Below are 19986 nucleotides of genomic sequence, written 5' to 3'. Positions count from 1 at the left end.
ATTCTTTGCTGTTGAAGAAAAAGTAACTGGCTCGAAGGGATTCGAGACATAAACAATCAGGGATGATTGCGCGAAGCGTGCTTTTAAATTTAAGCCAAGTGCAACGACCGCTTTCTCAGTAAATGCGATCTTCACATCTAAGTCAGCCAGAAATTACTATAAAAGCCTAAACCGCTGCTTTGGAAAAATGAAACCCGATACTTGCTTTTGCAATTACCATTTTTTCTTTTCAGAAAACAACTCGTCAAGTTCATCGCGTTCAGAGGCTTCTCTTTTAGCCACGTCTTGTTTGTTTGCATTACGTAGATTCTTTTCTATATCTAACAGCTTGGCTTCTAATTTAGCTTGTTTTGCCATAATAAAATCATCTGGGTTGGGCTGGCTAGAAAGTGCACTTATCGCTTTTTCTAAACATTGACGAGCTGAGCCAAATTGATTGCTTTTTAAGGCTACATCACCGCGTTTAATTAAGGTGTCAACGTTTGCTCGAAGTTGTAGTCTTTCGAGTAACTTGTCTTCTGCCACAAACACTCGGCTATCAATGTGGCCTTTTTTAAACTCGGCGCGTAATAAAGCTCTTAAGGTTTTGATCCCACGTATAAACTGTATTACTTGTTTATCGTTACTAGGCAGTCTGAATTGTTCATCTGTTGGAGGAGGTTGTTTTAGGTCAATGTTGCTTAATCCATTCTCAACACTTTTAATGCGTTCTTTGGCTCCTGTGGTGCCGTCTCCGAGGCGTTGGGCGGCTTTTAACGCGGCTAAAATTCTGCGGTGCATGATATATATCAGTCTTTGCGAAATAGGCAGTTGTTCGGCAGCTACTAACGCATTTTCGGTGTTTTCTATGATGCTTTTGTGTTTAGACAGGGCAGCACGGCGTTCGGCTTCTATTTTATTTTTATGTTGCTGAATAGCATTCACTATAATGCCTATAAGCACTAAAGCGACAATCAACACTATTATTACAGTAAATATCATAACCTTTAATTCATTCCACTCATTGAGCCATACACCCTTTTTATTGCTGTAATTTAAATAGTTGGGCCGTTACACCTAGTTCAATAATGGGTTAGGGTAACGTTAAGGTAAATACGCTTCCACCTAAACTTCCGCCGTTTTCTAGAGCGATACTGCCTGTTTGTTTACCCACTGTATGTGCTTGGGCTATTAATCGTGCAAAAAATAAACCTAAACCTGTTCTACCGTGACCAATATCTAAATGTTGCATGTTTAGTTCATTGGCCTCTAACATGCTTTGTGGGTAGCCTGGTCCATCGTCTTCTACTTTAATCACTAGGTTTTCGTTTTCTGTATAAACACTCAATATGATTTTCTTTTGGCTATAACGTAAGGCATTAATCAACACGTCATTTAGTAGAATGCCAATTAAGTCTGCATCTAGATACCATATTAAATCGGCCGATTGCTTAACTTCTAAACTCATATTTTTATGATTTAAGTAGTTTGCGTTGCTATCTACTAATTCTTCTACTACATCTTCTAACGCGTGTTCATCAATGTTTAATGGCAAATTATTTAATCCTGCGCGGTACAAAGACAGCAATTGAACAAGACCTGTATTTAATCTGGAAGCTTCGTAATGGGCTGAAGCTAAGTGCTCTTTTGTAATTGCGCTGGGGTCTGCCAAGCTTGCGCCAAGGTTTTCAATTGACTGCATCAGCAAACAAAGCGAGTTTTTCATATCGTGTACGGCTGAACCTAATACAGTTGAAAAGTCGATTAATTCTTGCTCCTTTGGCACAATTGGCTCCTTATTTATGCTCTAAAGCTAAAAAGTAAGATGATTAAAAGCATTAAGATATGCTGGCATATTAACAAACCTAGGTGAAAAGTGGAGAAGGGATTTTTTCTTTAATTTTCAAGAGCATTAAGATATTTAGAACTTTTTTGCAAAAACAAATGGAATTTTTATCTATAAAGTTATATAACAAATGTATCAACTTGATTTTTATTGATTAATGGCAGGGTTCAGGCATGAAATTACAACAACTTCGCTATATTGTTGAAGTATTAAATAACAACTTAAACGTATCGGCGACGGCTGAAAGTTTGTATACCTCACAGCCAGGTATCAGTAAACAAGTGCGCATGTTAGAAGATGAATTAGGCGTACAAATCTTTGGCCGCAGTGGAAAACATTTAACTCATGTGACTGAAGCAGGCCAAGATGTGATTAATATTTCACGAGAAATATTAGCTAAAGTTGAAAGTATTAAAGCTGTCTCTCGCGAACACACCTTGCCAGATCAAGGCAAATTAAATATCGCCACTACTCATACTCAAGCTCGTTATGCTCTGCCAGATGTGATTAAGGGCTTTATGAATAAGTACGCAAAAGTTTCTTTGCATATGCATCAAGGTACTCCGTCACAAATAAGTGATTTAGCTGCTAAAGGTGAAGCTGATTTTGCTATTGCCACTGAGTCTTTGCACTTATATAACGATTTGGTGATGTTGCCTTGTTACCATTGGAATCGCAGTATTATTGTTAATCGCGATCACCCATTAGCTAAAAAAGCCACTATTACCATTGAAGACTTAGCCAACTATAACTTGGTTACTTATGTGTTTGGTTTTACTGGGCGCTCTTCATTAGATCAAGCCTTTAGTAGTGCTGGCATTGAGCCTAAAATAGTGTTTACCGCAACCGACGCTGATGTTATTAAAACTTATGTGAGGTTAGGTGTTGGGGTAGGGGTAATAGCGTCAATGGCGATAGATGAAAAGCTTGACGGTGACCTAGTGAAAATCGATGCAAGTCACTTATTTGAATACAGCACCACTAAAATTGGATTCAGAAAAGGTTCGTTCTTACGTAGCTATATGTATGAGTTTATCGAACGTTTTGCCCCACATTTAACTAAGTCTGTGGTTGAGCAGGCGATGATGTTAAAGAATAACGACGAAGTCGAAAAAATGTTCAAAGGTTTAACCTTACCTGTTAGATAAAACGCAGCTAACTGTAGTTAGTTAAAGTAGAATTAATGAAAAGCGGCGGCATCTTTAGATGTCGCCGTTTTTTTATGGGATAAATTTAAAAGTAGAAAGGTTTAAGCCAGTTTGATTTCTATATCTTGGTTTGGCACACAGCAACAAGGTAATATTTCGTCGTCATCAATAAAGGCTAGGGGATCTGTGGTATAGGTGACTTCACCGCTAATAAGTGTACTTCTGCAGGCCCCGCAATAACCTTCGCGGCAATGATATTGAATTTCAACATTATGCTGTTCGAGGGTTTCTAATAGGCTTTGATTGGGCGTGTGAGTAACAGTATTTTGATCAATTATTTTGACCAAAATACTGTTTTTTACATTACTCATGTGAATTATAAGTCAAAGTCACCAAAGTCATCGGCGTTTACTTCTGAGTCGATTTGACCGACTAAATAAGAACTAATTTCAGACTCTTGTGGGGCAACCTGCACATTGTCAGAACTTAAATAGTTGTTCATCCAAGGCAAAGGGTTACTTTTTACGTCAAAGGGTTGGCCTAAACCAATAGCTGACATACGGTGGTTAGCAATAAATTCTACATATTGGCATAATATTTCTTTGTTTAGCCCAATCATTGAACCTTGTTGAAATAAATAGGCCGCCCATTGTTTTTCTTGCTCTACAGCATTAAGAAATATTTGAGTGGCTTCTTCTTTACATTCTTCAGCAATCTCAGCCATTTCTGGATCGTCTTTACCTTTAGCCCACAGGTTTAATACATGTTGGGTAGAGGTTAAATGCAGGTTTTCGTCACGGGCAATTAAACGAATGATTTTAGAATTACCTTCCATCAATTCGCGTTCGGCAAAAGCAAAGGTACAAGCAAAAGATACATAAAAGCGTATGGCTTCTAAGGCGTTAACTGAGTTCATGCACAGGTATAATTTTTTCTTCAATTCACGCATGGTAATAGTATGACTTTCGCCGTTTACCACATGGGTGCCTTCGCCAAGGGTTTGCCAAAGCTGAGTAGCAAAGATCAAGTCATCATAGTATTGGCTGATATCTGCCGCGCGTTTTTTTATTTCTTCATTTTCAACAATATCATTAAAAATACTGCTGGGATCACCAAACAAATTACGCAAAATATGGGTATAAGAGCGCGAGTGAATGGTTTCGAAAAATGACCAAGTTTCCACCCAAGTTTCTAGCTCAGGAATAGAAATAATAGGGAGAAGGGCAATGTTCGGACTTCTTCCTTGAATGGAGTCTAGTAGGGTTTGATACTTTAAATTAGAAATGAAAATATGTTTTTCTGGCTCACTTAATTTTTGAAAGTCGACCCTGTCTTTACTGACATCGACTTCTTCCGGGCGCCAAAAGAAACTGATTTGTTTTTCAATCAACTTTTCAAAAATCTGATGTTTTTGTTGGTCATAACGTGCCACATTCACTGGGTTCCCAAAAAACATAGGCTCAGTGAGCGGGTTGTTATTCACTTGATTAAAGGTGGTATATTTCATTTAGTTATTTTGCCATTAAAAGTTCAAACCAAAACAGCTGCCTAAGCAGCTGTTCAACGTTATATTTTACATGCTCCGCCAGCACAATCGTCATCTTCAACTTCTACGACTTCTTGCGGTACAAATTTCTGACCGGCTAGTTCTTGTTGAGTTGAGTCATCTGCACCATCACGAGTGTTATGGTAATACAAGGTTTTCACACCTAATTTGTAGCTAGTTAACAAGTCTTGAAGTAATAACTTCATTGGCACTTTGCCACCTTCGTATTTATTTGGGTCGTAACTGGTATTAGCTGAAATGGTTTGATCAACAAACTTCTGCATAATTCCTGCTAACTGCAAATAACCTTCGTTAGAGGGTAAGTCCCATAATAATTCGTATTGGTCTTTTAACCTTTCGTACTCAGGCACTACTTGTTTTAGTACGCCATCTTTGCTTGATTTAATACTGATGTGGCCTCTTGGTGGCTCAATGCCGTTAGTGGCATTAGAGATTTGCGAAGAGGTTTCTGAGGGCATTAAGGCAGACAAAGTACTGTTGCGTAATCCATACTTTTTAATTTCTGCGCGTAAAGCATCCCAATCGCAATGCAAAGGCTCATCACAAATTTTGTCTAAGTCTTTTTTATAGGTGTCTATTGGCATTAACCCTTGGAAATAAGTGGTTTCGTCAAACTTAGGACAAGCACCTTTTTCTTTAGCTAAATTACAAGAAGCTTGCATCAGATGATATTGCATGGCTTCGAAAGTGCGGTGAACTAGGCCGTTGGCACTTCCATCTGAGTATTTCACCCCATTTTTAGCTAGGTAATAAGCAAAGTTTATTACACCTATACCTAAAGTACGGCGACCCATAGTGGCGTTTAACGCAGCAGGAACAGGGTAATCTTGGTAATCTAATAGGCTATCAAGTGCTCGCACTGCTAAGTCAGATAATTCAGCAAATTCGTCTACCGACTCAATCGCACCAAGGTTAAAGGCAGATAAGGTACATAATGCAATCTCGCCTTCTTCATCGTTTACATTGTTTAACGGCTTAGTAGGTAAGGCAATTTCTAAACATAAGTTACTTTGACGTACTGGGGCCAATTTAGGATTAAATGGGCTATGGGTATTACAGTGGTCTACGTTCTGCAGATAGATACGGCCTGTGCTGGCGCGCTCTTGCATAAATAAACTAAATAATTCTATGGCTTTAATTTGCTTTTTACGGATGCTGTCGTCTTGTTCGTATTGGGTATACAAACGTTCAAATTCGTCTTGATCAGCAAAGAATGCGTCATATAAACCAGGGGTGTCAGACGGACTAAATAAGGTGATGTGCTGATCTTTGATTAAGCGGGCGTACATTAATTTATTAAATTGCACACCGTAGTCTAAATGACGGACCCGGTTTTCTTCTACCCCACGGTTATTTTTTAACACCAACAAAGATTCAACTTCTAAGTGCCACAGTGGATAGAATAAGGTTGCAGCACCGCCACGAACCCCACCTTGAGAACAGCTTTTAACCGCTGTTTGAAAGTGCTTATAAAAAGGAATACAACCTGTATGGAAAGCCTCGCCACCTCGAATTGGGCTGCCTAAAGCGCGAATGCGTCCAGCATTTATGCCTATGCCAGCGCGTTGGCTAACATATTTAACTATGGCGCTAGAGGTAGCGTTAATTGAATCTAAGCTATCGCCTGTTTCAATTAATACGCAAGAACTAAACTGCCTAGTTGGGGTTCTAACCCCCGCCATTATTGGTGTTGGTAAAGAAATTTTGAATTTAGAGGTGGCATCATAAAAGCGCTTGATGTAATCCATGCGCGTGTCTTTTTCATAGTTAGCAAATAAACAGGCCGCTACTAAAATGTATAAAAATTGTGCGCTTTCATATATTTCACCAGTGACTCGGTTTTGAACCAGGTATTTGCCCTCTAGCTGTTTTACCGCAGCGTAACTAAAGTCCATGTCTCGCCAATGATCAATATAATCATTCATTTCGGCAAATTCAGCTTCGCTGTAATCTTCAAGCAAATGTTGGTCGTATTTACCTTTGGCTACCATGTTTTTTACATGGCTTAATAATTCGGGCGGCTCAAACTGGCCGTAAGCTTTTTTGCGTAGATGGAATATGGCTAAACGTGCAGCTAAATATTGGTAATCTGGGCAATCTGTAGAAATAAGATCGGCTGCTGAGCGGATCAGGGTTTCATGAATATCTGCGGTTTTTATACCATCATAAAACTGGATATGTGCTTTGATTTCGACTTGTGAAACAGAGACATTATTTAATCCCTTAGCCGCCCACTCAATGACCTTATGTATTTTATCTAGATCAATTAATTCGCGTTCACCCGTGCGCTTTGTGACGTATAACTCATTATTCATTATAGATTGCCATTATTCTTTTGTTTTAATTTGTAAGATGACGTTTTTCCATTGCAAAAATGCATCTGTGGATACGCTTACCCCTAAGCTAAACTTGTTAGTTAACCTATTTACTGCTGATTTTGGCTGAGAATTAGCCTTTGGTTTTGATAAGTTAACAGAACACAAGATAGTGAGGTTTTAACTTCAATGCAACCCAAGATATGGTGGTTTTATGCTGGCTTTTTAACCAGTTAATTTTAGGTTAGTGTTGACTCACCTAACACCGCCTTTTGAGTTTCGTTTATTGGGAATGCAAGCAAAAAATTGCTTTATTTTTTCATTATATTTTTTTAATCATAAAAAAATATCTTTGCAAATTTATCGATATATAGGGGTGTTTTTTGCACAGGCACACTATATGTCGTGTTTAACTGATAATTTTGACACAAGACCAAAAAGCTATTTAGCAGTGGGAAAGTCTGGAATGGACAGCGCCTATGCTGACTAATAGACGCTTAGTTTAAACAGATTGAGCTAAAATCTAGTCTTTAATTTTAGTGCAATGAATAATGTAGTTCACATCTACATTTTGTTGAGACAAATAATACTCTTGAGTGAGGGGGTTAAGGTGTAAACCTATCATTCTTTGTACATGTAAATCTGTGTTGTCTATCCATCCAATTAATTCAGAAGGTTTAATAAACTTATCGTGCTGATGGGTACCTTTAGGCACTAAACCTAAAATATACTCGGCACCAACTATAGCCATTAAATAAGATTTGATATTTCTATTTAAAGTAGAAAAAAATACATGCCCCCCTGGTTTGACTAATTGATTGCAGGCTTGCACCACTGAGGCAGGGGCGGGGACATGTTCTAACATTTCTAAACAAGTTACCACATCGTACTGTTGTGGATGTTGGCTAGCAAACTGCTCTGCTGTAGTTTGTTGGTAGTCAACCGATAAGCCCGACTCTAAACCATGCAATTTTGCTACTTCTAGCGGCGCTTCACCCATATCTATGCCTGTTACTTGTGCACCATGACGAGCCATGCTTTCGACTAATATACCGCCTCCACAACCTACGTCTAATACCTGTTTACCGGCTAAACCACCACTATGTTGTTGAATATAGTCGGTACGAAGCGGGTTGATTTGGTGAAGAGGTTTAAATTCACCGGCTAAATCCCACCACCTAGACGCGAGGTCAGAAAATTTTTGGATCTCGTCAAGATCAACATTTTGAGTTTGAGTCATGTATTTGGCTTTTGTATCTCACAATATTTTGCCATCTTAATCTACATTAAGTGCAATTAAAATCGCAGATATATAGCCTCTTGGTTTAATTGGCTACTATATGAGCGACTTCAAGCTATTTATTTTTATTTGTAGGTGATAGAATCGAGCGGTTGAAAACCAATGTAAATTTGGGTACAACCCTAAGCCTAATTTTAAGTCCTAGCTTAAAATTAACCAAACGGGTTTTGCTTAACCAGATTCTAATAATAACGACTAGGGACAAGGCTGTATATGACTGATCACGCCCAAGAAATTCTTCCCATTAATATAGAAGAAGAACTAAAAAACTCTTATCTCGATTATGCGATGAGTGTGATTGTTGGCAGGGCGCTGCCTGATGTACGAGATGGCTTAAAGCCGGTTCACCGCCGTGTTTTGTTCGCCATGAACGAACTAAAAAACGATTTTAATAAACCCTATAAAAAATCTGCCCGTGTGGTAGGTGACGTAATAGGTAAATATCACCCGCACGGTGATTCAGCGGTATACGACACTATTGTTCGTATGGCTCAGCCTTTTTCTTTGCGATATATGCTAGTAGACGGCCAAGGTAACTTTGGTTCGGTTGATGGCGATTCTGCGGCAGCTATGCGTTATACCGAAATTCGTATGGCAAAAATTGCCCACGAATTGTTAGCCGATCTTGAAAAAGAAACCGTTAACTTTGTGCCAAACTACGATGAAACCGAATTTATTCCAGAAGTGTTGCCAACTAAAGTACCTAACTTATTGGTAAATGGCTCATCTGGTATTGCAGTTGGTATGGCGACCAATATTCCGCCACACAACCTAACTGAAGTCATCAATGGTTGTATTGCCTTAATTGACAATCCTGACTTGACCATTGAAGAGCTTATCGAACATATTCCTGGTCCAGATTTCCCTACCGCCGCCATTATTAGTGGTAGAAAAGGTATAGAAGAAGCTTACCGTACAGGCCGTGGCAAAATTTATATGCGAGCACGGGCCGAAATCGAAACTGAAGATAGCGGAAAAGAAACCATAATAGTTCACGAAATTCCTTATCAAGTGAACAAAGCGCGCTTAATTGAAAAAATTGCCGAATTGGTTAAAGAGAAAAAAATAGAAGGTATTTCTGCACTACGTGACGAGTCTGATAAAGACGGTATGCGTATTGTTGTAGAAGTGAAGCGTAACGAGTCTGCCGAAGTCTTGTTAAACCATTTATATGCGCAAACACAAATGCAAACTGTGTTTGGTATTAACATGGTAGCGCTAGATAAAACCCAACCTAAGATATTCAACCTAATGGATATCTTAAAAGCCTTTGTATTACACAGACGCGAAGTGGTTACCAGACGTACCGTTTATGAGCTTAAAAAGGCCCGTGAACGAGCACATATTTTAGAAGGCTTAGCCATAGCCTTAGTTAATATTGATCCTATTATTGCTTTGATCAAAGCATCAAAAAGCCCAGCTGACGCTAAGATATCTTTAACTGCTCAAGGGTGGTCATTAGGTGATGTAGCTGAAATGCTAGAGCGTGCAGGAGACAATGCTGCAAGACCAGATTGGTTAGAGCCACAATACGGTATCCGCGATGGGTTATATTATTTAACAGAGCAACAAGCCCAAGCCATTCTAGACCTTCGCTTAAACAAGTTAACTGGATTAGAACACGACAAGATTTTATCTGAATATCGTGAACTGCTAGAATTCATCGCTGAGTTATTGCACATTTTGGCTAGCCCAGAACGTTTAATGGAAGTGATTCGCGAAGAACTCGAAAAAGTACGTGATGAGTTTGGCGACGAAAGACGCACAGAAATCACCGCTGCTTCACACGATATAGATATTGAAGATCTGATTGAACGTGAAGATGTAGTGGTAACTTTGTCGCGCGAAGGTTATGTAAAATATCAAAAACTAAACGACTACGAAGCGCAACGTCGCGGTGGTCGAGGTAAATCAGCAACTAAGATGAAAGATGAAGATTTCATCGAAAAGCTGTTGGTAGCAAATACCCATGATCACATTTTGTGTTTCTCTACTCGTGGTCGTTTATATTGGTTAAAAGTTTATCAATTACCGCTGGCCAGTCGTAATGCCCGTGGTCGTCCTATTGTTAACATTCTTCCTCTAGAAGACGGTGAACGTATTACTGCAATTTTGCCTATTCAAGAATTTGAAGAAGGTAAGTTTGTGTTAATGGCAACCGCTAACGGAACAGTGAAGAAAACTGCTTTAACCTCTTATTCGCGCCCTAGAGCAAACGGCATCATTGCGGTGAACTTAAACGAAGGTGATGAGCTTATCGGGGTAGATATTACCCATGGTGATGACGACATTATGTTGTTCTCAGATGCAGGTAAAGTTGTACGTTTTAACGAAAAACAACGAGATTCAGAAACAGGCAATGTGAAACTTGATCCTGAAACCGGTGAAGAGTTATTAGCATTACGCCCAATGGGTCGAACGGCTACAGGTGTACGTGGTATTCGTATGCAAGAAGGCCAAAAGGTCATTTCTCTCATTGTGCCACGTGGTGACGGCGCCATCTTAACCGCCACTGAAAACGGTTTTGGTAAGCGTACACCTATTGCTGACTATCCGGCTAAGAGTCGTGCTACACAAGGTGTAGTGTCGATCAAAGTTTCAGAGCGTAATGGTAAAGTAGTAGGGGCGGTACAGGTTAATGAGAGCGATGAAATAATGCTTATCAGTGACCAAGGCACCTTAGTACGTACCCGTGTAGATGAAGTCTCTACAGTTGGACGTAACACTCAAGGTGTAAGATTAATTCGCACTATTGAGGGTGAGCATGTTGTAGGTTTGCAACGCATTGACGAAATTGAAGAGCTTGAAACTGACCTTGCAGAAGGCTCAGAAGTTGAATCAAGCGACTCAACTGTTGTTGAAGCGAGCGATACAGATGCAGCGTCAAACCAAGACGAATAAGTGAGAGTTATTTTTTATATTGAAAGGTATGGAAAATAACAAATTTATAGGTATTAATAGCTATAAATTAGCAATAACAAACGAGTGGCTAATGCCACTCGTTTTTTTTTGAGACAAACAATGAAAAAAATCTACAACTTTTGTGCTGGACCGGCTATGTTGCCACAAGAAGTTATGCAACAAGCTCAGGCTGAATTTATAGACTGGAACGGCTGTGGTAGTTCAGTCATGGAAATCAGCCATCGCAGTAAAGAGTATATTGATTTAGCAGAAACTGCAGAGCAAGATTTTAGACAGCTGCTTTGCATTCCCCAAAACTATAAAGTCTTGTTTTCTCAGGGCGGCGGGCGTGGGCAATTTTCAGCTGTGCCAATGAATCTTGCCAAAAGAGGCAAAAGTGCCGACTTTATGGTGTCGGGTGCATGGTCAGAAAGTGCAGTACAAGAAGCAGAAAAATACCTAAAGCCAAATATTGTAGCTAAACAACAAAACATAAATGGCTTAAAGGGGCTGCCTAGCATTACTCCTAATATGCTTGATCCTAAGAGCGCCTATTTCCATTATTGTGCCAACGAAACCGTAGATGGCATTGAGCTAAACCAAATTCCAGAATGTGGTGACTTGCCTGTTGTGGCAGACATGTCTTCTAACATTTTATCTAAGCCCTTAGATGTAAGTAAATTTGGGATCATATATGCGGGAGCGCAAAAGAATATTGGTCCGTCTGGCTTAGCCTTGGTGATAGTTAGAGATGATCTTTTAGATAGTGCTATGCCCGAAACCCCCAGTTTTATGCATTATCAAACCATGGCTAAACATCATTCTATGTATAACACCCCCCCGACTTATTCATGGTATTTAGCCGGTTTAGTTTTTAAATGGTTAAAACAACAAGGTGGCCTATCTGTAATGGCTGAGCGTAATGCGCAAAAAGCCCGTGTGTTATACGAATGCATCGATAGTAGTGAGTTTTATATCAATCAAGTGCACCCAGATTTTCGTTCAAAAATGAATGTCACTTTTGCTCTAAAAGATAAGGCCTTAGATTCACTATTTTTACAACAAGCCTCTGAAGCTGGCTTAATGGCGTTAAAAGGCCACAGAAGTGTAGGGGGGATGCGCGCAAGCATCTACAACGCCATGCCTTTAGAAGGGGTAGTGGCGTTAACCGAATTTATGCAAGACTTTGCAAAGAGGCAATCTTAATGAAGCAGTTAACCCTGTCACCTATTTCCAACGTTAGTGGAACCGTTAATGTGCCTGGCTCTAAGAGTTTATCTAATCGCGCCTTATTACTTGCGGCATTAGCTAAAGGCGAAACCCACCTTACCAATTTATTAGATAGCGAAGATATTCAACACATGTTAACTGCCTTAACTCAGTTAAATGTGCAGTATCGTTTATCTGATTGCAAAACTCAGTGCTGGGTAACAGGCAATGCTGGGGTATTTAGTGCCTCCCAACCTTTATCATTGTTTTTGGGGAATGCAGGCACTGCTATGCGCCCTTTATGTGCAGTATTAGCTTGTAGCCAAGGGGAATTTGAACTTACCGGCGAGCCGCGTATGGAAGAACGGCCTATAGGGTCTTTGGTTGACTCCTTAAAACAAGCAGGCGCTCAGATAGAATACCTAAAAGCGCCAGGTTATCCGCCATTAAAGATTAAAGGCCAAGCAGTAAAAGGTGGAAATATAACTGTCGATGGTAGCGTTTCGAGTCAATTTTTAACTGCATTACTGATGAGTTCACCTTTATTTGAACAAGACACGCAAATAGTGATAAGTGGCGAGTTAGTTTCTAAACCTTATATTGATATTACCCTGCATACTATGGCGCAATTTGGCATAGTGGTAGAAAACCAAAATTATCAAGAGTTTTTAATTAAAGGCCAACAACAATACCAATCTCCGGGGCACTTTTTAGTGGAAGGCGACGCCTCTTCTGCGTCTTACTTTTTGGCCGCTGGGGCCATAAAAGGCGGCACAGTGAGAGTGACAGGTATAGGTAAAAACAGTATTCAAGGGGATATTCGTTTTGCCGAAGTATTAGAAAAAATGGGTGCCAAAGTTAATTGGCAAGAAGACTTTATTGAAGTAAGCGGGGCTCCACTAACAGCAGTGGATTTAGATATGAATCATATACCCGATGCGGCCATGACCATAGCCACCACTGCTCTTTTTGCCGAGGGTACAACCAGTATTAGAAATATTTATAATTGGCGAGTGAAAGAAACCGACCGATTAGCAGCTATGAGTTGTGAATTAAGAAAAGTCGGGGCTAGGGTTGAAGAAGGTCATGATTATATCCGCATCACCCCAGCCGAAAAACTAAATCACGCAGCTATAGATACGTACAACGACCATAGAGTAGCAATGTGTTTTTCTTTAGTGGCCTTAAGTGATACAGCGGTTACCATAAATGATCCAGCTTGTACTGCCAAAACATTTCCTGACTACTTTGCACGTTTTGCTTCGATTTGTCGGTAGTTAGCCGCAAGATCAGTAAAGAGTTAATTACGGTTACAAAAATGTCATCTAGGCGCCATTGCTAATCCGTTACCAATGCGTATAATTGCGCCCGATTTTGTTAGGCTCAGGAGAGCGCATGTACACAGAACCTGTCATTACCATAGACGGACCAAGCGGCGCAGGCAAAGGAACAGCAAGTGTTTTATTAGCGAAAAAGCTTGGTTGGCACTTTTTAGATAGTGGTGCCATATATAGAGTTTTAGCTGTTGCATCCCTGCATCACCAAATTCCCGCAGACGACGAAGTTGGCCTTTTGCCGCTTGCGTCAGGCTTAGATGTCAATTTTGAAACCACAGACAAAGGCGTCAGAGTGGTATTAGAAGGGGAAGATGTTAGCGATACTATCCGTACCGAAGAAGTGGGAGACACAGCGTCTAAAATCGCTTCTTTGCCGTCTATTCGCGAAGCATTATTAAGGCGTCAAAGAGGATTTAAGCAAGCCCCAGGCTTGGTAGCCGACGGTCGAGATATGGGTACAGTGGTATTTCCCGAAGCTCAAGTGAAAATATTTTTAACCGCGAGTGCCGAAGAGCGCGCCGATAGACGCTTTAAGCAGTTGAAAGACAAGGGCCATGATGTTAGTATGCCGCGCCTTTTAGCCGACATAAAAGCTCGCGACGAAAGAGATGCAAATCGAACTGTTGCCCCTTTAGTGCCAGCCAAAGACGCACTTGTTATAGACTCTACTATGTTGAATGTCGAGCAAGTGCTTGAAAAGATTGAATTATTTGTTGAAAAGAAACTCGCCTAAGGGCAGCAGTTTGTTAGCTATAAATAATTAAAGCCCGCTAAGTTAAGGATGACTTAGTCATGAATAACAACCCCGCGCTCACTGGATTGTAACGTGGATGTCAAAAAAGAAATTTATTAAACCACTATGATTGAAAATTTTGCTGATCTATTTGAAGAAAGTTTAAAAGAACTTGAAACCCGTCCTGGCTCTATTGTTAAAGGTACTATCGTATCTATCGATAAAGATATCGTTTTAGTAGATGCTGGACTTAAATCTGAAAGTGCAATCCCTGCCGAGCAATTTAGAAACGCCGATGGCGAGCTTGATGTAGTAGTAGGTGACCAAATCGATGTTGCCCTGGATGCAGTTGAAGATGGCTTCGGTGAAACCATCCTATCTCGCGAAAAAGCGAAGCGTCACGAAGCTTGGGTAGAACTAGAAAAAGCTTACACTGAAAAAGAAACAATCATTGGTGTAATTAACGGTAAGGTCAAAGGTGGCTTTACGGTTGAAGTGAACACTGTTCGCGCTTTCTTACCTGGTTCATTAGTAGATGTTCGCCCAGTTCGCGATACAACTCATCTTGAAGGTAAAGAATTAGAATTTAAAGTTATCAAGCTTGATGCTAAACGTAACAACGTTGTTGTTTCTCGTCGTGCTGTTATCGAAGCCGAGAGCAGTGCAGAGCGTGATACGCTTCTTGCTAACCTTGAAGAAGGTCATGAAGTTAAAGGTATTGTTAAGAACCTTACCGATTACGGTGCCTTTGTTGACTTAGGTGGCGTAGATGGTCTTCTACACATCACAGATATGGCTTGGAAACGTGTTAAGCACCCAAGTGAAATCGTAAATGTTGGTGACGAAATCAACGTTAAAGTATTGAAATTCGACAAAGAGAAGTCTCGTGTTTCTCTAGGTATGAAGCAAATGGGCAACGATCCTTGGCAAGAAATTGCAAACCGTTACCCTGAAGGCGCTAAATTAAGCGGTGCTGTGACTAACCTAACTGACTACGGTTGTTTCGTAGAAATCGAAGACGGTGTTGAAGGTCTAGTACACGTTTCAGAAATGGATTGGACTAACAAAAACATCCACCCATCTAAAGTTGTTAACTTAGGTGATGTAGTTGAAGTTATGGTTCTTGAAATTGACGAAGAGCGTCGTCGTATTTCTCTTGGTCTTAAGCAATGTATTCCTAACCCTTGGGAAGAGTTTGCTAAAGCACAAAGCAAAGGCGACAAAGTTAGCGGTAAGATCAAGTCTATCACTGACTTTGGTATCTTCATCGGTCTTGATGGCGGCATAGACGGACTAGTTCACTTGTCTGATATCTCGTGGAACAAAACTGGCGAAGAAGCGGTTCGTGACTATAAGAAAGGTGACGAAATCTCTGCTGTTGTTCTTCAAGTTGACCCAGAGCGTGAGCGTATTTCACTTGGCGTTAAGCAAATTGAAGAAGACCCGTTCAACCAGTACATCACTGATACTAAGAAAGGCACTATCGTAACTGGTACTGTGACTGCAGTTGATGCTAAAGGTGTAACAGTTAAGCTAGCTGAAGAAGTTGAAGGCTACATCCGTGTTGGTGATTTATCACGTGACCGTGTAGAAGATGCCTCTGAAGTGGTGAGTGTTGATTCTGAAATCGAAGCCAAGTTCATGGGCGTTGATCGTAAGAACCGCACTGTTAACCTTTCGGTTAAAGCGAAAGACCAAGCAGACGAAAAAGACGCACTTGATAAAGTGAATCAACAAGAAGAAGTTGGTTTCAGCAACGCATTTGCTGACGCTTTCAAAGCAGCTAAAAACGACTAATAAAAAGCATAAATAAGCGTGTTGAATATTTTTAAAGCATGAATAGCTTTGACAAATAGCCCAACGCGCTTATTATCGGTATAACAGTTTAGTGAGTGATGGAGAGTTTTAATATGACCAAATCAGAGCTTATTGAAAGACTAGCCGATAAAATGCGTCAAGTACCTGCCAAAGAAGTGGAAATGGCAATAAAAGAAATGCTAGAACAAATGGCGCAAACTCTACAAAAGGGTGAACGCATTGAAATAAGAGGTTTTGGTAGTTTTTCTTTGCATTATCGCGCTCCACGTGTAGGTCGTAACCCTAAAACTGGCGAAACTGTGAAATTAGACGGTAAGTACGTTCCACATTTCAAACCTGGTAAAGAGTTACGAGAAAGAGTTAACGAAAGTCTAGTTAATTGATTTTTTAGTCAAAAATATTAAAAACGGCACTCCAATTAGGGTGCCGTTTTTGTTAGAGTTAAATTCTTGTTAAGCATTTCATTTTGTAGAAACGCATTGAGCTATTATCATCCATTCCATAAATTACGCCTTTTAACGCTGACCATCCCTAGGGGGCAAAAATGAAAACCTTATTATTGTTAATAACAGTATTGATTGTGCTGGTGTTAGGCTGGTTTATTGGATCACAAAATAGTCATACAGTATTGATTAATTATTTAGTAGCAGAGACACAAATAAGAATGTCTGTATTATTAAGCATTACATTTTTAAGTGGAGTGGCCTTGGCTTGGTTATTCGCTTTAATTTATATCGTTAAATTAAAATGGCAGCTTGGTAGCTTACAGCGCAAAGTCAAAAAGTTAGCCCAGCCAACAACCACGCCATAATGTTAGAGCTTCTATTTTTATTATTACCTGTTGCCGCCTCCTATGGTTGGGTGATGGGAAGAAATAGCGCTAGACAAGCCCAAAGACGCCAATCAAGCATACTCGCTAAGCATTATTACAAAGGTCTAAATTTTCTCTTATCTGACGAGCCAGACAAAGCCGTAGATACTTTGATTAAAATGATTGATTTAGACAGTGATACGGTTGAAACCCACATCGCTATGGGCAAGTTTTTCAGGCACAGAGGTGAACTTGATCGAGCCATCAGAGTACATCAAAACCTAGTCAGTAAAGAGCAAATATCAGCCAGTCAACGTGAATCTGCGTTATACGAATTAGGCCGCGACTATATTTTGGCAGGATTTTTAGAGCGCGCAGAAAACGCATTTTTACAACTATTAAATAGCCAAAAACACTTTGTTAAAGCCCAAGTACAACTCTTTAATATTTATCAAACCACCAAAGAGTGGGAAAGAGCGATTAGTTTAGCTGAGCAAATGATTAATGCCGGTGGCGACAGCGATGAGTTGTGTGCACGTGTGGCACATTTTTATTGCGAAAAAGCCGCCTTAGAAATTAAACAGCAAGACTTCGAAACAGCCACAACCAGTTTAAAATCTGCCATAGATCTTGACGATAGAGCTGTACGTCCGTGGTTAATGTTAGGTGAGCTGGCGATTGAGCAACAACAATATGCTCAAGCAATAGAATATTTAGTGCAAATTCCCGAACGAGACTTAACCTGGTTAAGCGAAGCCGTGCCTCTTATTGAATCTTGCGCAGAAGAATTGGGTGACGATACACAACTTACCCAAGTTTTAGAGCAATATTGGCAACAATGTGCAACTGCCTATTTAGCTAAAGTGAAACTAATGGCCAAAGAAGGCGAGGCAGATAAAGCCGCACAGGTATTGTTAGAACAATTAAAGAAACACCCCACCATGAAAGGGTTTAAAACCCTGATGGGCTTTTATATCGACTTGCAAGATCATAAACAATCTACAAACAGCTTAATGTTATTAAAAGAATTAGTTGAAGAACAAATTAAGCAGCGCCCTAAGTATCGCTGTCATAGCTGTGGTTTTTCAGGTAGTCAGGTGCATTGGTTATGCCCTTCATGTAAAAAATGGGGTGTAGTTAAACCAATTAAAGGGTTAGATGGGGAATAATGTGAGTGAATCAAAGGTTGTAGTGGCGTTAGACTTTGACCAAGTAAAAAGTGCCAATGAATTTATTGATAAAATTGATCCAAGCTTATGTAAATTAAAAGTTGGCAAAGAAATGTTTACTCATTTTGGCCCTAGCTTTGTAAAACAATTGGTTGGCAAAAACTACGATGTTTTTCTGGATTTAAAATTCCACGATATTCCTAATACTGTGTCTAAGGCTTGCCAAGCTGCAGCTGACTTAGGTGTTTGGATGATCAATGTGCATGCCAGTGGTGGGCCTAAAATGATGGAGTATGCCAAAGCCGGATTAGAAAGGTTTGGTGATAAGCAACCTCTATTAATAGCGGTAACAGTATTAACTAGCATGGATCAACAACAGCTAGATGCCATAGGTGTAGACGCAACGTTAGCGCAGCAAGTATTACGACTGGCTCAATTAACTTATGATTCGGGTTTAGACGGGGTAGTGTGTTCGGCTCAAGAGGCGAGTTTATTAAAATCAAAGATACACCAAAACTTTACTTTGGTTACTCCTGGTATTCGCCCAGAAGGATCGGTACAGGGTGATCAAATTCGTATAATGACACCTAAACAGGCGGTGCAGGCGGGTTCAGATTATTTAGTTATAGGTCGGCCAATTACCCAATCAGCCGACCCACTTCAAACACTTATTGAAATTAATAAGTCTTTATAAAGTACGAAGCGCAGTCGCCGCGTCCATATATTCAAGGTTAAGTTGCTGACCTAAAGCGTCAACTACTGCTTTATAAGTAACTTTTCCTTGGTGTACATTCAAACCATTTAATAAATGCGCGTCATCTAACATGGCTTGTTTAGGACCTTTGTTAGCCAAAGCTAAACCAAATGGTAAAGTCGCATTGTTCAGCGCCATAGTAGAAGTACGGGCAACACCACCTGGCATATTCGCAACGCAGTAATGCACTACGTCATCAACTATATAAACCGGATCTTGGTGAGTGGTGGCTTTAGAGGTTTCAAAACAGCCGCCTTGATCTATAGCCACGTCAACAATAACTGAGCCTGGTTTCATATTCTTAATATGTTTTTTATTAAGCAATTTAGGGGCAGCAGCACCTGGTACTAAAACTGCACCTACTACTAGGTCTGCTTTTGATGAATACTCTTCAATGGCTTCAGCAGTAGAAAATACTGTTGCTAAACGTCCTTCAAAAATATCATCTAATTCGCGTAAACGGTTTAATGAACGATCTAAGATAGTTACATCAGCGCCTAAACCCATAGCCATTTTAGCTGCGTTTAAGCCAACTACACCGCCACCTATTACTAATACTTTACCTGGCGCTACACCAGGTACGCCTCCTAACAAAGTACCGCTACCGCCATGGGCTTTCTCTAAGTAATGGGCGCCAGCTTGTACTGCCATTCTGCCTGCAACTTCACTCATAGGTGCTAATAAAGGCAAAGTGTTGCGGTTATCTGTAACAGTTTCGTAGGCAATACAAGTTGCGCCAGACTCAACTAATAACTGAGTTTGTACTGGATCAGGCGCAAGGTGAAGATAAGTATATAAAGTTTGGCCAGGGCGCAACATTTTACATTCTTGCGGCTGAGGCTCTTTTACTTTTACTATCATGTCAGCTTTAGCAAAGATTTCTTCTGGGGTGTCAATAATCTTGGCACCTGCAGCTACATATAATTCATCGGTAAAACCAATAGCGTGACCCGCTTGAGTTTCAACCCATACTTGATGAGAGTGGTTTACAAATTCTTTTACAGCAGCAGGAGTTAAGCCCACTCTGTATTCATGGTTTTTAATTTCTTTTGGTACACCTATTAGCACAAGTTTTACTCCAATGAAGGCTAGGATTAAG

The 19986-nt window shown here is 40.2% G+C and carries 17 protein-coding genes; 10 read left to right on the top strand and 7 right to left on the bottom strand.

All coding sequences use genetic code 11. The annotated features are described in order from the left end of the window. Nucleotides 1–213: 213 nt before the first annotated feature. Nucleotides 214–981, bottom strand: coding sequence for a hypothetical protein (locus tag ACVCDT_RS06830; protein ID WP_447132014.1), 768 nt, complete (start codon nt 979–981; stop codon nt 214–216). A 91-nt stretch (nt 982–1072) separates the two neighbouring features. Next, entirely contained in the window at nt 1073–1765 is a 693-nt protein-coding gene (locus ACVCDT_RS06825; RefSeq protein ID WP_447132013.1) for a sensor histidine kinase, read from the bottom strand. A gap of 233 nt (nt 1766–1998) precedes the next feature. On the opposite strand from ACVCDT_RS06825, the gene cysB reads away from it, so the two are divergent. Next, on the top strand, nt 1999–2973 hold the full coding sequence (cysB, locus tag ACVCDT_RS06820) for an HTH-type transcriptional regulator CysB (protein ID WP_447132012.1): 975 nt from the start codon (nt 1999–2001) through the stop codon (nt 2971–2973). 101 nt (nt 2974–3074) lie between these two features. Here the strand turns inward: cysB and yfaE are convergent, their stop codons facing one another. The 4 genes from yfaE to ubiG form a co-directional block, all read right to left on the bottom strand. Further along, the gene (gene yfaE, locus ACVCDT_RS06815; RefSeq protein WP_447132011.1) at nt 3075–3344 is read right to left on the bottom strand and encodes a class I ribonucleotide reductase maintenance protein YfaE; all 270 of its coding nucleotides are present in this window, start codon (nt 3342–3344) and stop codon (nt 3075–3077) included. A gap of 5 nt (nt 3345–3349) precedes the next feature. Next, nucleotides 3350–4480: a class Ia ribonucleoside-diphosphate reductase subunit beta gene (nrdB, locus tag ACVCDT_RS06810; RefSeq protein ID WP_447132010.1), complete on the bottom strand. Its 1131-nt coding sequence runs from the start codon at nt 4478–4480 to the stop codon at nt 3350–3352. Between the two features lie 59 nt (nt 4481–4539). Next, the gene (gene nrdA, locus ACVCDT_RS06805) at nt 4540–6855 is read right to left on the bottom strand and encodes a class 1a ribonucleoside-diphosphate reductase subunit alpha (protein WP_447132009.1); all 2316 of its coding nucleotides are present in this window, start codon (nt 6853–6855) and stop codon (nt 4540–4542) included. A gap of 523 nt (nt 6856–7378) precedes the next feature. Next, nucleotides 7379–8095, bottom strand: coding sequence for a bifunctional 2-polyprenyl-6-hydroxyphenol methylase/3-demethylubiquinol 3-O-methyltransferase UbiG (gene ubiG / locus ACVCDT_RS06800; protein WP_447132008.1), 717 nt, complete (start codon nt 8093–8095; stop codon nt 7379–7381). 273 nt (nt 8096–8368) lie between these two features. Here ubiG and gyrA point away from each other — a divergent pair, with 273 nt between their 5' ends. From gyrA to pyrF, 9 genes are all read left to right on the top strand, one after another. Beyond that, entirely contained in the window at nt 8369–11056 is a 2688-nt protein-coding gene (gyrA, locus tag ACVCDT_RS06795) for a DNA topoisomerase (ATP-hydrolyzing) subunit A (RefSeq protein ID WP_447132007.1), read from the top strand. 120 nt (nt 11057–11176) lie between these two features. Next, nucleotides 11177–12262 (top strand): 3-phosphoserine/phosphohydroxythreonine transaminase, encoded by a 1086-nt coding sequence (serC, locus tag ACVCDT_RS06790; RefSeq protein ID WP_447132006.1) that lies wholly within the window; start codon nt 11177–11179, stop codon nt 12260–12262. Next, nucleotides 12262–13542 (top strand): 3-phosphoshikimate 1-carboxyvinyltransferase, encoded by a 1281-nt coding sequence (gene aroA / locus ACVCDT_RS06785; RefSeq protein WP_447132005.1) that lies wholly within the window; start codon nt 12262–12264, stop codon nt 13540–13542. Before serC ends, aroA begins: the two co-directional genes overlap by 1 nt. A 118-nt stretch (nt 13543–13660) precedes the next feature. Then, the gene (cmk, locus tag ACVCDT_RS06780; protein ID WP_447132004.1) at nt 13661–14335 is read left to right on the top strand and encodes a (d)CMP kinase; all 675 of its coding nucleotides are present in this window, start codon (nt 13661–13663) and stop codon (nt 14333–14335) included. Between the two features lie 126 nt (nt 14336–14461). Then, entirely contained in the window at nt 14462–16132 is a 1671-nt protein-coding gene (gene rpsA / locus ACVCDT_RS06775; protein ID WP_447132003.1) for a 30S ribosomal protein S1, read from the top strand. 113 nt (nt 16133–16245) lie between these two features. After that, nucleotides 16246–16536, top strand: coding sequence for an integration host factor subunit beta (gene ihfB / locus ACVCDT_RS06770; RefSeq protein ID WP_447132002.1), 291 nt, complete (start codon nt 16246–16248; stop codon nt 16534–16536). 161 nt (nt 16537–16697) lie between these two features. Beyond that, a complete protein-coding gene (locus ACVCDT_RS06765; RefSeq protein ID WP_447132001.1) occupies nt 16698–16964 on the top strand; it encodes a LapA family protein in 267 nt (88 codons plus the stop codon). Continuing rightward, nucleotides 16964–18133: a lipopolysaccharide assembly protein LapB gene (gene lapB, locus ACVCDT_RS06760; protein WP_447132000.1), complete on the top strand. Its 1170-nt coding sequence runs from the start codon at nt 16964–16966 to the stop codon at nt 18131–18133. The genes ACVCDT_RS06765 and lapB overlap by 1 nt, the downstream gene beginning before the upstream one ends. After that, nucleotides 18123–18827, top strand: a complete 705-nt coding sequence (gene pyrF / locus ACVCDT_RS06755; RefSeq protein WP_447131999.1) for an orotidine-5'-phosphate decarboxylase — start codon at nt 18123–18125, stop codon at nt 18825–18827. The genes lapB and pyrF overlap by 11 nt, the downstream gene beginning before the upstream one ends. On the opposite strand, the gene ald is transcribed toward pyrF, so the two are convergent. Next, nucleotides 18822–19955, bottom strand: coding sequence for an alanine dehydrogenase (ald, locus tag ACVCDT_RS06750; protein WP_447131998.1), 1134 nt, complete (start codon nt 19953–19955; stop codon nt 18822–18824). The two genes, pyrF and ald, sit on opposite strands and share 6 nt — an antisense overlap. Nucleotides 19956–19986: the final 31 nt, after the last annotated feature.

The organism is Paraglaciecola aestuariivivens (assembly GCF_052983255.1).
Note: the sequence above shows the minus strand (reverse complement) of the source record. Positions and strands in the feature narration are given on the sequence as shown.

Bases quoted from the DNA above. Each gene is read 5' to 3' on its own strand.
- ACVCDT_RS06830 (WP_447132014.1), bottom strand. From the start codon at position 981: ATGATATTTACTGTAATAATAGTGTTGATTGTCGCTTTAGTGCTTATA.
- cysB (WP_447132012.1), top strand. From the start codon at position 1,999: ATGAAATTACAACAACTTCGCTATATTGTTGAAGTATTAAATAACAAC.
- yfaE (WP_447132011.1), bottom strand. From the start codon at position 3,344: ATGAGTAATGTAAAAAACAGTATTTTGGTCAAAATAATTGATCAAAAT.
- nrdB (WP_447132010.1), bottom strand. From the start codon at position 4,480: ATGAAATATACCACCTTTAATCAAGTGAATAACAACCCGCTCACTGAG.
- nrdA (WP_447132009.1), bottom strand. From the start codon at position 6,855: ATGAATAATGAGTTATACGTCACAAAGCGCACGGGTGAACGCGAATTA.
- ubiG (WP_447132008.1), bottom strand. From the start codon at position 8,095: ATGACTCAAACTCAAAATGTTGATCTTGACGAGATCCAAAAATTTTCT.
- gyrA (WP_447132007.1), top strand. From the start codon at position 8,369: ATGACTGATCACGCCCAAGAAATTCTTCCCATTAATATAGAAGAAGAA.
- serC (WP_447132006.1), top strand. From the start codon at position 11,177: ATGAAAAAAATCTACAACTTTTGTGCTGGACCGGCTATGTTGCCACAA.
- aroA (WP_447132005.1), top strand. From the start codon at position 12,262: ATGAAGCAGTTAACCCTGTCACCTATTTCCAACGTTAGTGGAACCGTT.
- cmk (WP_447132004.1), top strand. From the start codon at position 13,661: ATGTACACAGAACCTGTCATTACCATAGACGGACCAAGCGGCGCAGGC.
- rpsA (WP_447132003.1), top strand. From the start codon at position 14,462: ATGATTGAAAATTTTGCTGATCTATTTGAAGAAAGTTTAAAAGAACTT.
- ihfB (WP_447132002.1), top strand. From the start codon at position 16,246: ATGACCAAATCAGAGCTTATTGAAAGACTAGCCGATAAAATGCGTCAA.
- ACVCDT_RS06765 (WP_447132001.1), top strand. From the start codon at position 16,698: ATGAAAACCTTATTATTGTTAATAACAGTATTGATTGTGCTGGTGTTA.
- lapB (WP_447132000.1), top strand. From the start codon at position 16,964: ATGTTAGAGCTTCTATTTTTATTATTACCTGTTGCCGCCTCCTATGGT.
- pyrF (WP_447131999.1), top strand. From the start codon at position 18,123: ATGGGGAATAATGTGAGTGAATCAAAGGTTGTAGTGGCGTTAGACTTT.